10 protein-coding genes and 2 pseudogenes are annotated in these 13,397 nt (G+C 44.3%); 4 read left to right on the top strand and 8 right to left on the bottom strand.

Translation table 11 applies throughout. The features are described 5' to 3' along the window. Positions 1-132: 132 nt before the first annotated feature. The 5 genes from speB to codB all read right to left on the bottom strand — a co-directional run bounded on the left by speB (position 133) and on the right by codB (position 6,509). Positions 133-1,062, bottom strand: a complete 930-nt coding sequence (gene speB, locus M9196_RS03195) for an agmatinase (RefSeq protein ID WP_250616080.1) — start codon at positions 1,060-1,062, stop codon at positions 133-135. Continuing rightward, positions 1,063-2,973: an arginine decarboxylase gene (speA, locus tag M9196_RS03190; protein WP_250616079.1), complete on the bottom strand. Its 1,911-nt coding sequence runs from the start codon at positions 2,971-2,973 to the stop codon at positions 1,063-1,065. Between the two features lie 472 nt (positions 2,974-3,445). After that, positions 3,446-3,658: a transcription antiterminator/RNA stability regulator CspE gene (gene cspE / locus M9196_RS03185; RefSeq protein ID WP_250616078.1), complete on the bottom strand. Its 213-nt coding sequence runs from the start codon at positions 3,656-3,658 to the stop codon at positions 3,446-3,448. A gap of 309 nt (positions 3,659-3,967) precedes the next feature. Beyond that, positions 3,968-5,245 (bottom strand): cytosine deaminase, encoded by a 1,278-nt coding sequence (locus M9196_RS03180; RefSeq protein ID WP_250616077.1) that lies wholly within the window; start codon positions 5,243-5,245, stop codon positions 3,968-3,970. A gap of 16 nt (positions 5,246-5,261) precedes the next feature. Beyond that, the gene (gene codB, locus M9196_RS03175; protein WP_250616076.1) at positions 5,262-6,509 is read right to left on the bottom strand and encodes a cytosine permease; all 1,248 of its coding nucleotides are present in this window, start codon (positions 6,507-6,509) and stop codon (positions 5,262-5,264) included. A gap of 511 nt (positions 6,510-7,020) precedes the next feature. On the opposite strand from codB, the gene M9196_RS03170 reads away from it, so the two are divergent. Both M9196_RS03170 and M9196_RS03165 read left to right on the top strand, forming a co-directional pair. Continuing rightward, positions 7,021-7,311: a hypothetical protein gene (locus M9196_RS03170; protein ID WP_250616075.1), complete on the top strand. Its 291-nt coding sequence runs from the start codon at positions 7,021-7,023 to the stop codon at positions 7,309-7,311. Positions 7,312-7,364: 53 nt separating this feature from the next. Then, positions 7,365-7,898 (top strand): hypothetical protein, encoded by a 534-nt coding sequence (locus M9196_RS03165; RefSeq protein ID WP_250616074.1) that lies wholly within the window; start codon positions 7,365-7,367, stop codon positions 7,896-7,898. Positions 7,899-8,005: 107 nt separating this feature from the next. Here the strand turns inward: M9196_RS03165 and gbpA are convergent, their stop codons facing one another. The 3 genes and pseudogenes from gbpA to M9196_RS03150 all read right to left on the bottom strand — a co-directional run. After that, positions 8,006-9,463, bottom strand: coding sequence for an N-acetylglucosamine-binding protein GbpA (gene gbpA / locus M9196_RS03160; protein WP_284677073.1), 1,458 nt, complete (start codon positions 9,461-9,463; stop codon positions 8,006-8,008). A gap of 418 nt (positions 9,464-9,881) precedes the next feature. Beyond that, positions 9,882-10,865 (bottom strand): hypothetical protein, encoded by a 984-nt coding sequence (locus M9196_RS03155; RefSeq protein ID WP_250616073.1) that lies wholly within the window; start codon positions 10,863-10,865, stop codon positions 9,882-9,884. A gap of 179 nt (positions 10,866-11,044) precedes the next feature. Further along, positions 11,045-11,632, bottom strand: a pseudogene (locus M9196_RS03150) (substrate binding domain-containing protein); the annotation flags it as partial. Here M9196_RS03150 and mmsA point away from each other — a divergent pair. After that, positions 11,626-12,779 (top strand): annotated as a pseudogene (gene mmsA / locus M9196_RS03145) (CoA-acylating methylmalonate-semialdehyde dehydrogenase); the annotation flags it as partial. The pseudogenes M9196_RS03150 and mmsA sit on opposite strands and share 7 nt — an antisense overlap. A gap of 292 nt (positions 12,780-13,071) precedes the next feature. Continuing rightward, positions 13,072-13,392: a DUF4144 domain-containing protein gene (locus M9196_RS03140; protein ID WP_250616072.1), complete on the top strand. Its 321-nt coding sequence runs from the start codon at positions 13,072-13,074 to the stop codon at positions 13,390-13,392. Positions 13,393-13,397 lie beyond the last annotated feature (5 nt).

The following is a 13,397-nucleotide window of genomic DNA, read 5'->3' as shown; positions in this document are numbered from 1 at the left end:
CAGGGCTGATGAAAAAAGGGGAATTCTCAATGAATTCCCCTTTTTGATCTGACTTGTTGTTTAATGCTAGCTATCGACTTTAATGACGCGAGCTAGATTCTAATCAACCGACTTAGATATGAATAAGTCGCTTTAATCGGCAATAGTAGGCTTCGACGCGAATACATACAGTAATTCAAGCGCAATGGTTGCACCTGCCAATGCGGTAAGATCGCTTTGATCATACGGAGGCGATACTTCAACCACATCCATGCCAACCACGTTCATACCAGCCAAGCCACGGATGATTTTCAACACTTTATCAGAGTTAAGACCACCACAAACCGGCGTGCCAGTACCCGGAGCAAACGCGGGATCTAAGCAATCAATATCAAAAGTGATGTATACAGGTTTATCACCCGTAATGGTTTTGATCTGCGCTACAATCTCTTCAACACTCTGGTCGTTGGCTTGCATGGCATTAATGACATTGAAACCATGATCGTCGTAGTCATATTCGGTGCGAATCCCAACCTGAACCGAGTGCTTCGGTGAAATCAGGCCTTCTTTTGGCGCATGATAAAACATCGTCCCGTGATCGTAGCTGCTGCCATTGGCATAGGTATCGGTGTGCGCATCAAAATGAATCAATGCCATTTCACCATGATGCTTCGCGTAAGCACGTAAAATTGGCAGCGTAATAAAGTGATCACCGCCAAGTGCGAGCATGGTTTTACCATTTTTTAAAATGTCGCTTGTCGCGGCTTCTAAACGATAAGTAAAATCTTCTGCGTCGCCGCAATCAAAGACTAGGTCACCTGAGTCGATGACTTTGAGTTTATCAAATACGTTGAATGTCCAAGGGAATTTTTTGCCTTCCCACGCAAGATTGACAGACGCACGACGGATAGCGTCTGGGCCTAAACGCGCGCCAGGACGACCAGAGGTCGCCATGTCTAGCGGTACGCCAAGAACGACAACATCGGCGTCGGTTCCAATCGGGTTTCTCACGTAAGGACGGCGGACAAATGTCATCGCATTCGAATACAGAGAATAATCAGTTTTTGTAAACAAATCATTCATTTATAAATCCTCTAGATAGGTATAACCGGTTAGGCCATACTCTAACTCTTCTAAAATAAGTGCTTGCTCGTCAGCATTAATATGACGCTCAACCAGTTCTCTATAGTTACTACGAATAGCATCAACGTCAATGTGAACATAGCGCATCATGTCTTCAACCGTATCACCAAGGTCAATGGTTGCAAAATCAATATCGCCATTATCAGTGACGTTAACCACCGCACTGTGAGTGTCACCAAATAAATTGTGCATATCGCCCAATATTTCTTGGTAAGCACCGACAAGGAAGAAGCCCATTAAGTAGGGTTGATCCTTGTTCCATGCAGGAACCGGTAATGTGGATTCAATACCTTGCCCATCTACATACTGCTCAATGGTACCGTCTGAATCACAAGTAATATCAAGCATAATGGCTCGAGTTTGGTCTTCTCTGTCTAATCCAGATAATGGAAGAACAGGGAATACTTGCTCAATACCCCATGCATCGGGTAATGATTGGAACAGCGAGAAATTCACAAAGAACTTATCGGCCAATCGCTCGTTCAATTCATCAAGAATTGGACGGTGGAAACGGTTTTTATTGTCCATCTGACGATGTAATTCGCCATAAATGGTTAAGCTCAATTGCTCTACCCATGCTCTTTGATGCAAATCCACCACACCTGTTGCGAACAGGGTTTGAGCTTCTGACAGGTCGCTTTGCGTATCGTTATAAATTTCGATCAACGCACGAGCATCGGTTCCTGACTTTAGGTTTTGCCAATTCTGCCACATGTTTTGCAGTAAAATCGGCGCTTCCTCAGACGGCGCATCAACGTGTTCACTTGCATAGCTTTCGGTACCAATAACATTGGTGATAAGCACGGCGTGGTGCGCCGTTAATGAACGGCCAGACTCGGAAATGATCACTGGTGCTTTTTCGTCATATAGCGCACAGACGTCACCTACCGTGCTAACAATGTTACGAGCATATTCAGCCAGCCCGTAGTTCATTGAGCTGCTTGATTGGCTACGAGTACCATCGTAATCAACCGCTAAGCCACCCCCAACATCAAAGTAGGCAATCGGCACAGACATTTTACGCAACTCGCAATAAAAGCGAGCCGATTCGTTCACACCATTACGTACGTCACGAATATTCGCCATTTGCGAGCCCAAGTGGAAATGCACAAGTTGCAGCATATCCAATTGATCTTCTTGCTTTAGGCGATCAACGACTTGTAGCACTTGCGAAGCGGACAAACCAAATTTAGATTTGTCACCGCCACTTGATTGCCATTTTCCAGCACCTTGAGACGCTAAGCGAATACGTAAACCAATACGTGGCTTAACATTGAGGCTACGAGCCTCTCTTAATACCGTATCCAGCTCTGACAGTTTTTCTAACACGATAAAGACTTTGTGACCTAGCTTTTCACCAATGAGTGCCAAACGAATGTACTCACGGTCTTTATAGCCGTTACATACAATCACAGAGCTGGCACGTTGCGCCATTGCAAGTACAGCAAGTAGCTCTGGTTTACTACCAGCTTCTAGACCGAGCTGTTTGGTTTCCGCTTCCGCTTGGCTTGCTAGGATTTGCTCAACCACGTCTTTTTGCTGGTTGACTTTAATTGGGTAAACCAGCAAGTAATCATTTTCGTAACCGTAATCGTTAATTGCTTGGTTAAAAGCGTCACAGATACCGTGTACTCGCTGGTGAATAATTTGCGGAAAGCGCACCAACGCCGGCAGTGTGAGGCCTTTGTCTTCCAAAGCCTGAGCAATACGAGTTAAGGGAATATGATGTTGAGCATCTTGACGTGGCGAGACGTAAACGTCGCCATCATCATTGATGCCAAAGAAATTTTGGCTCCAATGTTGCACATTGTAGTTCGCACGAACATGGTCAAGTTTGGAAGTGTTAGTCACGGCTTATATTACCAAAGCAATAGGTTTTACTAATCTTTCTCGATTGGATAATGGATATTAGCGTTAACCTGAAAAATTACACCCCGTGATTGTCGTCCTTGATGGTCACGAAACACCTCTAAGTAGGGCAAAGTTGTGGAGAAAACGCCCTCTAGAGTCGCACGCATTAACGGATAAAATGGGGCTCGAGTCTAATGAAAGATTTTTATCGACACGATAGTGTTTCGTTGTCGAAATATTGGGTTGGTATGTTATTGAATATAGAGTGATTAATAGGGCAGTTGATGATTCTAGATACTATTAGGTGTGAGCGGTTTAAACGGCAATGAAAAAAAGGAAATAATTGGTTAATTGGTTGTTTTTAATAGGGTTTTATTGATGTTGAGATTAAAGCTGTCATTGCTAATGTCGAATGACCAGTTAGAAAAAAGGCCTCGATTACTCGAAGCCTATAAAATTGGTCAGCGTGTTGTTATTGAGGAACAACGTTTGTCGCTTGTGGGCCTTTTTGGCCTTGTTCAACTTCAAAAGTGACCGCTTGGCCTTCTTTCAGTGTTTTGAATCCGTCACCAGAAATAGCACGGAAGTGAACGAATACGTCTGCTCCGCCATTTTCTTGCTCGATGAATCCGTAACCCTTTTCTTCATTGAACCATTTTACTTTGCCAGTAGTCGTGTTAGACATTTTTTGTCCCTTACCTTTCAGATTAAAAATTTCGCCTTGCGGCTGTCTCGCTTAGTGGTTCTGTTTATTTAATCGAGGCGTAAATGGATAAAACGAATGACAAATACTCGCATATGGAACTATCTGACAATACAACTCGCACTCTTTTTACTCTTACGTTAAATAACTCTGAACACCAGAGCAAAATTAGTTTAGCACAGCAAATGGTCGATTAAATGAAATTATCATGACGGCGAGCACAAAATAGGGCAACAATTAGACAATTGTTGCCCTATGTTAAAGCGGTTATGAAGGGGAATGTCCTTCGGGCTAGCGCTTAAATGTTACGTCTTCAACGGCATCTAAGTGAATCTGTGTTTGCGCAGGTTTCGTTGTCGCAATAATGTCACCCTTACGAATAGAGTAACTAACTGGCACTTGGCGTCGAACGGCATCAAATCCATTGTCCGCAGGCAGTAGCAGCAAACTGCCGTCTTTACCCACGTCTAGTCCATGTGTCGCTTGGATGTTGAGCGTCTTAGCAGAGTTAGTGCTGATAAGATCGAGCGATTGATTGATTTGATCGTAGCCCATGACTTGGCATACATGCAGACCCATATGCAGGACCTGGAGCATGTTTGCCGTACCTAATGGATACCAAGGGTCAAAGACGTCATCGTGACCAAAACAGACGTTGATATCTGCAGCTAGCATTTCTTTTACGCGAGTGACACCACGACGTTTAGGGTAGTCATCAAAGCGACCTTGCAGGTGAATGTTAACCAATGGATTGGCAACAAAGCTAATGCCCGACATCTTCAATAGGCGAAATAGGCGAGAAGCATAGGCACCGTTATAGGAGTGCATAGCGGTAGTATGACTGGCCGTGACCTTGTCACCCATTTCGTATTTGTGCGCCAGCGCCGCCAATGTTTCGACAAAACGTGATTGCTCGTCGTCAATTTCGTCACAGTGCACGTCAATCAAGCAATTGTACTTGTTGGCAAGTTCAAATACGTAGTGTAGGGACTCAATGCCGTACTCACGAGTAAACTCGAAGTGTGGGATGGCACCAATCACATCCACACCCAGTTGAACGGCTTGTTCTAGAAGTTCTTTGCCGTTGGGATAAGACAGAATGCCTTCTTGTGGGAATGCGACAATTTGAATGTCGACCCAAGGCTTCATTTCTTCGCGTACTTCCACCATTGCTTTAAGCGCAATTAATGTAGGGTCAGAGACATCCACGTGGGTGCGAACATGTTGGACACCATTGGCAATCTGCCATTTCAGCGTTTGTTTCGCGCGTTGTTTAACGTCTTCGATAGACAGTAAGGCTTTGCGTTCTGACCAGCGCTCAATGCCTTCAAATAGTGTCCCAGAAATGTTCCAACTCGGCTCTCCAGCCGTTTGTGTGGTATCTAAATGGATATGAGGTTCACAAAATGGTGCGACAGCCATGTGACCAGCAGCATCGACGACGCGATCCGCCTGCATTTGTTGTGAGCCTGCAGCTTCAATAGCCGTGAACACACCGTTTTCAACAAGAATATCAAAGCGACCTTCTCGTTGATCTATCGCGGTATTTTGAATGAGTAGAGATGACATAACTGGCACTTCCTAATTATTGAGTATCAGCGCTAGCAAGTGCTGCACTGTTTTTATTGAGCATTGGGTTTAATACAAGATAGCTCAAAGCACCACCTAGTACGGCATTGACGGGAACGACGCCTGGTAAGAAGTGTCCTGCTGCTACGCCCACTGCGACTGCAATAATACCTGCCCAGTTCACGGTTTGGAATTTTGTTGTTTCAAAATGCTGATACTTTTTACGATTTGCAATGAAGTCCGCAATGATAACGCCACCAATAGGAGGGATAGCAATGGATAGGAAGGTTAGCCAGCCGACAAAGTTATTGTATAACCACAATGCGCAGAGGGTACCCACAACACCGTTAGCCATCGAGATATATTTACTTGGCAGCCCCGTTACGTTCGAGAAGCCTAAACCAGATGCGTAAAGCGCGTTATCGTTGGTGGTCCAAATGTTCAAACCCAGCACGATAATGGCAGGCAGTAGCAAACCTTGCGCAATCATGACTTCAGAAATGTCAGCTTGACCTGTTACTGCTGCGCCAGCCGCGCCAAAAATAAACATCAGCGAGTTGCCAATAAAGAATGCCGTCATGGTAATAAATACTGCGCTTCTTGGTTTCTTACCAAAGCGAACGAAATCGGCGGTAAGCGTACCTGCACTGACAAATGAACCGACGACCATCGCAAGCGCGATTGAAAAGTCGATGGGTTCAGAAGGTTGAATTTTTTGGAGTTCAGCGACACCACCAACACTATCAACCGCGGTGAATACAGAGTAGCCACCTAGAATGGCAATCGCGGGAACCGCGATGGTAGACAAAACCATTAAGGCAGAAATACCAAAGTAAACGGTTGCCGTCATTAATAGGCCACTGACGATAATGAGTGTGTTGGTATCAATACCTGTCGCTTTTTGAACGGGAATGGCGAACATAGCCACGCCAACACCAAACCAGCCAACCTGAGTGCCGCCTAATAAAATCGACGGAAGCCATGAGCCTTTAGAGCCAAAAGAGAAACGAGCAAGAAGGTGTGTAGAGAGACCAGTAGAAGAGCCGATGTAACCAAGAAAAGAAGTATAGATGCCGAGGATTAAGTTGCCGATGAGAACAGCGAGGAAGAAGTCATTGAAGGAGAGTCCGGTACCGAGTGAACCACCTGTCCACATGCTTGCGGAAAAAAATGTCAGTCCCAGCATCACCATAGTGAGTGACGCGACCCCTTTCCTAGCCGATTTGGGAACCGGTCCAAGACTGTAGTTATTATCAGCAGCCATTTTTTACCTCTCGTTAAATCAAAATACTTAAGTCAAATCCCTTACGGAATGCCTGCTTATTTCGCGCAAACGGCGTGCATTATGGCGATGTAACTTTGAGAGTCAAGAGGAGTTTTTCTAGGTAAATAGCGATAAGTAAATCTTTTTGGCGTTTTTATTAATAAAAACAATATTCTAACTTCATTACTGTGCATGAAAAAACTAATTTTCATTCATTGAAAGCGTAAGTTACCTCTTAGGCAATGCTTTGCCATTACCGTTTTATCTCGTAATTGCCATTTCTCTTATTATGTTAATAAGGGTATAGCAGTGGTTGGCTGAAATTAAATGATCGCAGCGAAGATTGCGAAGTCGACATAATGGCTTTAAGTCGTCGAAAATCAGCCAAGTTTAATGTGCTATTTATTTCATATTTGGTGTCATGGTGTTATCTAAAGTTCGCAATATGTTTACGGATTGGCGGTAACGGTATAATTGTCTTATCAACTCATATTGCTCGCCGGAGAGATGAATGAAGAAATTAAGTATTGCGTTTGCCTCTGTAGTGATTGTCGGTGGCACTTTTGCCGTTGCAATAAGTGACGTAAAGGCGGCGGGTCAAAGAGTGGTAGACAATCAAGAAAGCGGCATTAAACCGATTATGGCAGAGTTTGCCTACTATGAGCGGACGCATGACGACTACGAGTATTGTGTTTATCAAAGTAACGGTTTTGTTAGTGGCGTGTCCCTCGATCATTTAGGGGGAAAGGATGGTAATGAATGTCCAGCAGCTCTAGTGTTTACATACAACGAATCCCTGTGATTTTGCATCGTTACCATCGTTCTAACCAGTTGTTTTTAAAGCCGAGGTCGTTAATGTTAAGATTTGTAGAACGCAAAAAAGCCCGTCAAGCCATCATCTATAATTTGGTCCTTGCTGGACTGGATCGTGATGATGCTGAACAGCTTGTGTATGAACACTCTACGCCTGATATGCTGTTTGACGATATGTTAGCCGCCGTCAACGACCTCACAACAAACAACACAGAAAAAATGCTCTGTTTTTCCTATGTTATGTTGTCAAACGAAATTGCGTGCCGAAGAAATCAAAAGCTTATTAAAAGCGAATTGGCTTCTTCCTATCAAGTAAATATGTCATACCAACAAATAGCTGAAGGTAATACAGCCGATGTGTGCAAGCGAAAAGCACGGTGCGCGATGGTTACTCCACAACGTAGTCGTGATTTGGGGGAGGTGTTTATGAATCTCAATGCGCTTATGACGGGAGAGACCGTCATGGAAGACAATCAACTTGACCGCATTCGGAATCGCTATCGTTTAATGATTGATTATGTTGCGTTGAAAGAGATGAATGAAAGGTTGTATTCATTTCACCTTAAGAGCGCGTAACCTTGGATGTAGGTGAGACTGTTTATTTAAAAAAACAGCACCTCGTGATGCAGAGGTGCTTAACATAGGTCTATTTTAGCGTTTTTCAATTACTTCGCGTTTTTCACTTACATCGAGCTAAGTTTATCCCATGCTGATGTCCAGTGACTGCCCGTGCCCGGTTCATACTGAGTGGCAGTTGGTGACCATTGAATACAATAGCCCGAATACGGGAAAGGTTTACATTGATAGATCCCGCCATCGCTTGCTAAGACTTTTGTCCCTTCGGTATATTGAGATAGATTATTTGGAAAGACAAAATCGTAGTCGCCAGGCTCAGTGGTGTCGACCAACATAAAATCATTCGTGGTTTGGTCAATAAGGTTATCGTTTTTATCTTTTACGCGAGTCACCAACATATGATGCCCAGGTTCTGATTTCGATAATGTTAAGGTCACGTTTTGTGAGTCGCCGTCGGCAATCTCGATCTTTTGATTGGCAAGAGATTCTTGGCCATGATTGTACACATCCATTTCGACTTTTACATCGCCAGTGGCGGCTACGTTCAAGTCAAGAGCGATTGGTGATTCTGTTATCGTGTATTCTGGTTGTAAACCCGAAATTTCGACGCCGATGACCGGTGGCGGTGTCACTATGTCATAATTGATTTCAACACGCTCTAACGCGCTGTTTTCAGCAATATAAATTGGGTTGGTACCATAAACAGGAGTCGCATTGCCATTGCTATCCATGGAGCCGGCTTTGATATCTTTATGTTCAACATTTATCTGTGAAGCCAGTGCATGAGCCCATTGGTTAGCTTGGCCTTGGCTTGCGCTATCAATCGTAATGCTGGTGGAAAGGTGTGGTAACTCGCCATTGTTATCAAACACACGAGTATAGACCGAATCACCAGTATTAAGATCCATGGTTGGGTTGATGCTGCCTGCAGGTGTCCAACCTGGAATACCTGGATTTTCCCCACTAAACTCGACATCGATAACGTTATAGAAAGCAGCAGCGGTATCGCCCACATCCCATACAGCTAGAATGACTTGATAGCCACTGCGCTCTGGAACTTGGCATTGATGCGACATTAGTTTAGGGGGCTTCTCCATATTCCCGCTAACCACACAGAAAGGGTCCAAATCAAATGAATCACGAGTGAGAGCTTGATTCGGGTTCCAATCAGGTTGAGTAATATAGTATTTCCAATCCTTGGTCACGTGGTTTGCTGTGAATGTCCATTCAAATTCTTGCGCGCCAGAAGTAATAGGACGTTTTACCCAACGATCTGCCGTCTGTTCATTGAGCGGTGAAAATTGCGTGAGACCTGCACTGGCAATTTGCCCATCTACAGGGCCGCCTTGTGGAAAACCTTCTGGTCCTTCTATACTTTGTGGCTCCCACTGTACCGCGCCACACCCCGTATTTTTTTCACCCGTGCTGGTAGGGAATTTACATAATGTCCCCCTTGCTTCTGCAATACCATTTTCAACGGCTGACACATAGCCATGGCTAAAAACCTGTGGACTCATTGCGAGGCCGATAGCAACCACTGGTAAAAGAACACTTGAATTCTTCATACTATTCCCTTCTCTTATTATGTTAACGGTACATCTTGTTTAAATGTATTTGACGTACTGCCATGCGGATCTTTACTTTCTTTACGCCTGCTAATGCAAACGCTGGGCAGTAATTTAGCGCTATAAAATAAGTGGGGCGAATGGGTTGAGTGTTTTATGGAATTAATTTCTATAATTTTGTATTTCTATCTGAAAATTTACATTGTAAAGATGATTGATCTGTAAATATGTACTATAAGGGTCATTAATGTTGATTTTATCACTTGTTGAGAAAGTGTCGCCCTAACTTGCTTGCCTAGATTAGATTAGATTAGATTAGGGAAACCAAAGGCGTTGATTAGGGCTGAGGAGAGCAAACCGTTATGGAAAATAGACATAACGGTTTGCTATAGAGGGAGGTCAGGCAAAATGGTCAGGCTTACTTGACTTCGTATCTTAGTAATACTTCGTTATCTAGCACGACATTGGTTGACCAAATAAAGGTTGCGCCAGCACCACTGAACTTTTCTATGAAATTCATATAGGACTTCTTGTTGTTGACGCCAATATCGTCTTCTGAGTAGGTCGTAGCTTGTGGCCAAGTGGTGGAATCAAAGTTTTTATCCATCCATTTACTTGGGGTTTGCCAATGCACGGCATATGCATTTTGACCATTATCTGTGCCTTCTGTGGTACAAGTGTCGGATCGGCGCTCACCGTCCGTTTCTTTTAGACAAGCCAGATTATAGATAGGCGATGTGTAGAAGGTTTGCGCTTGCCAGTCTGAACTCGTGACGGTGCCATCACTAAAGCTAGCGATAAAGCCTCCATCTCCAGGGTGATAAGCTTTCCCTCGGTTATTTTCTGTCCCTAAACCTAAATTCTCTTCCCAATCAATGACTTTTACGGCGATGGTATAAGGCTTTTTTACCTTAAACTTAACAATACTGGAGTTAAAAGGGGTAAATGGCACGGTATCCACGGCGATGAGACTGCCATTGATGTATAACTCAAAGTAATTGTCCGCAAAAATATAGCCAGTAATCTCATCACCATCTGCATCAATTACTGAAACTGGCACAGAGCTTTCATCAACATTGCTAAGGCTTTGTGGAGTAATGCTCTCACACTCTTCATATAGATCAACCGCTTTAGGTGCGGTTGTGAAATGGTTTTTGGCGGGGACTGTCCATGTTTTTCCTTGTGAATCGGTAACTTCACCCATACCAGCAATTCGACTGCGACCATTCTTACACTCAAAAAGATTGGTTTCTACGGTATTCGCGACACCTTGAGTAATGCTGCCTGAGCCTTGGTAATCAGTAATATTACTGCTTGCTGCTACGTCTGGTGATGGTGAGCACCCAGTAGCCAGTAACATGGCGGATGACAGCGTCATGATTGAATAATTTTTCGTTATCATTGCAGAGTGTCCCGAGAACAAGTTGAATTAACAACATAGCAGTCTCCTTAGTTGTCTACAAAAAATGACAGCAAATATTTAAAACCAGATAGTTATCGTGATTTTAGATGTTTACTGTCATTGCCTATTGCTAATTAAGAGCACGACGTGTCTATTTTTCAAAGATGATGTTCGCTGGGCTACGAAAGAAGAAAGTCTTTAAAATGAATGGCGACGGCAGAGGCGGTAGCGGGCGGCTGGTAGTAAACATTTAAGCTCCAAACGCTAGTATCAAAATCCTCCAAAATAGGGGTGATTTCGCCACGGTTAATGTAATCATCGACCAAAAATGCAGGCAAGTAGGCAATGCCAGCGCCATTTAATGTTGCTTGCAGCAATAAGTCGCTGTCGTTGACCTCTAGTGATTTAGGTACCTTGATTATTTGACACTCATTATTTTGATGGAATACCCAGTCATTGCTACCGGTCAGGGTGGTGGCAAACAGACACTGGTGTTGAATTAACTCACTAGGGGAGGTTGGGGTATTCTGTCTTGTTAGGTAGTCAGGAGAGGCTACGACCACAAATGGGCTTTGCATAATCTCACGGCGTACTAAGAGTAGGTCTCGTTCTCGGTATCCTTGATAGGTCGCGTTTGCGCTAATCGTAATATCGCTGTCGGCGGCATGATCGAGTGCCCAAGGCGTGATATTGAGATTAAACGTCACATTTGGGTTTGTGGTTAAGTATTGGCTTATTTTTTCCATTAGGAAGTGGTTAGCATTTACAAAAAGGCGAGCACTCTTCTAATGTGGGAACAGAGGTGGATAGTCACTCATTAATGCAACCTTTAGGCGTTTGTGTTGGTATTACCCCGTTTAATTTCCCGGCGATGGTGCCAATGTGGATGTTCCCGATTGCGTTGGCGACAGGTAACACGTTTGTATTAAAGCCTTCGGAGAAGGATCCTTCTCTGGCGATAGAGCTCGCCCACTTGCTAAAGCAAGCTGGCTTACCTGATGGTGTGTTTAACGTTGTTCAAGGTGACAAGCAAGCCGTAGATGTATTACTCACCGATGAACGGGTGCAAGCGGTGAGCTTTGTCGCTCCACGCCAATCGCGGAATACATTTACACGACGGCCTCAGCGCATGGTAAACGATGCCAAGCGCTGGGCGGCGCAAAGAATCACTGTTTAGTGATGCCCGATGCGGATCTCGATATGACCGCTAACGCCGTTATGGGCGCGGCTAACGGGGCCGCGGGTGAGCGCTGTATGGCGTTATCGGTAGGAGTCGCGGTGGGGGATGAAACCGCAGGCCGATTAATCGATAAGTTACAAATGCAAATTCAAACGATGCGGGTCGGGCCGGGTATTGTCGATGGTAAGGAGAACGACATGGGACCGGTAATATCTGCGCCACACAAGCAAAATATTTGTGACATTGTCACAATGGGCGTTCGGCAAGGCGCTTCATTGTTGGTTGATGGACGTGATTTGGCGGTGGCAGGTTACGAGCAGGGCTATTTTGTTGGACCGACGTTGTTTGATCATGTCACCCCAGAAATGACGATCTACCAAGAAGAAATTTTTGGACCGGTATTGGTGATTGTACGCGTGCCAAACTACACGACTGGACTAGCGCTAATTAACCGCCATGAATATGGCAATGGAACGGCCAATTTAACACGCGATGGGGAAGTGGCGCGCCAATTTCAAGAAGAAGTGTTTGCTGGCATGGTGGGTGTTAACGTGCCATTGCCAATGGCTTTTCATAGCTTTGGAGGCTGGAAGCGCTCTGTCTTTGGTCCGCTAAATATGCATGGTAGCGATGGTGTCCGTTTTTATACTCGAATGAAAACCGTGACGAGCCGATGGCCCGCAAGTGTGCGTTTAAAGCAGCACACCGCTAACTTCAATTTTCCAACGATGTAAGTCTATAGCGATGGTTATCTAGCAGCAGCTCAGGCTGCTGTTTTTTTTAGACTAACCTGGTGAATATTCTTTTTACCTACTGGATGTTTACTTTCTCTTTTCAGCTAACCGTAAATCGCTTCTTTGAGCACCGACCTGTCTACGGGCTTCAATACCTAACAATCTTTTGGGTATATTATTTGTTTTGGGTATAGCCTATTTGGCTTGATTGAGTACGTTGAGTGACGTTTAGGGTCGGTGCAGTGTTATTGATTAGCGTTTGTTTAGAGCTATTATTTTTAAAGGAAAAGTGATGATTCAATGGCCGTGTGTTTTTAAACTAGACGGTGATTATGAGCTCATGTTTATAGGCTCGGAGTCAATGTTAGCGAGCGAGTTAGAGTCGTTAATTTGGAGTGATGCTGATCAGTTGATTGATAGTGTTGGCCAAGGGTACATAATTCGCGAATCGAGAGGGCACTATGCATTTGAAGCAAGTGGGGAACTGCTGTCCCTGACGGCAATCACACAGTTAATTCAAGAACATGAGTTTTCAAAGGCTGAAATGTGTCTGACCAAAATACAGTTCACATCGGTGCAAGAAGCTATACAATCTTTGGCCGCGGAACAATAAAGGAG

Source organism: Vibrio methylphosphonaticus (genome assembly GCF_023634655.1).
Taxonomy (GTDB): Bacteria; Pseudomonadota; Gammaproteobacteria; order Enterobacterales; family Vibrionaceae; genus Vibrio; species Vibrio methylphosphonaticus.
This window is presented reverse-complemented; position numbering and strand designations above follow the sequence as displayed.

What these genes read in the sequence shown, in the direction of transcription:
- M9196_RS03140 (WP_250616072.1), top strand. Translation starts at nt 13,072, where the DNA reads ATGATTCAATGGCCGTGTGTTTTTAAACTAGACGGTGATTATGAGCTC.
- cspE (WP_250616078.1), bottom strand. Translation starts at nt 3,658, where the DNA reads ATGTCTAACACGACTACTGGCAAAGTAAAATGGTTCAATGAAGAAAAG.
- codB (WP_250616076.1), bottom strand. Translation starts at nt 6,509, where the DNA reads ATGGCTGCTGATAATAACTACAGTCTTGGACCGGTTCCCAAATCGGCT.
- gbpA (WP_284677073.1), bottom strand. Translation starts at nt 9,463, where the DNA reads ATGAAGAATTCAAGTGTTCTTTTACCAGTGGTTGCTATCGGCCTCGCA.
- M9196_RS03170 (WP_250616075.1), top strand. Translation starts at nt 7,021, where the DNA reads ATGAAGAAATTAAGTATTGCGTTTGCCTCTGTAGTGATTGTCGGTGGC.
- speB (WP_250616080.1), bottom strand. Translation starts at nt 1,062, where the DNA reads ATGAATGATTTGTTTACAAAAACTGATTATTCTCTGTATTCGAATGCG.
- M9196_RS03155 (WP_250616073.1), bottom strand. Translation starts at nt 10,865, where the DNA reads ATGATAACGAAAAATTATTCAATCATGACGCTGTCATCCGCCATGTTA.
- M9196_RS03180 (WP_250616077.1), bottom strand. Translation starts at nt 5,245, where the DNA reads ATGTCATCTCTACTCATTCAAAATACCGCGATAGATCAACGAGAAGGT.
- M9196_RS03165 (WP_250616074.1), top strand. Translation starts at nt 7,365, where the DNA reads ATGTTAAGATTTGTAGAACGCAAAAAAGCCCGTCAAGCCATCATCTAT.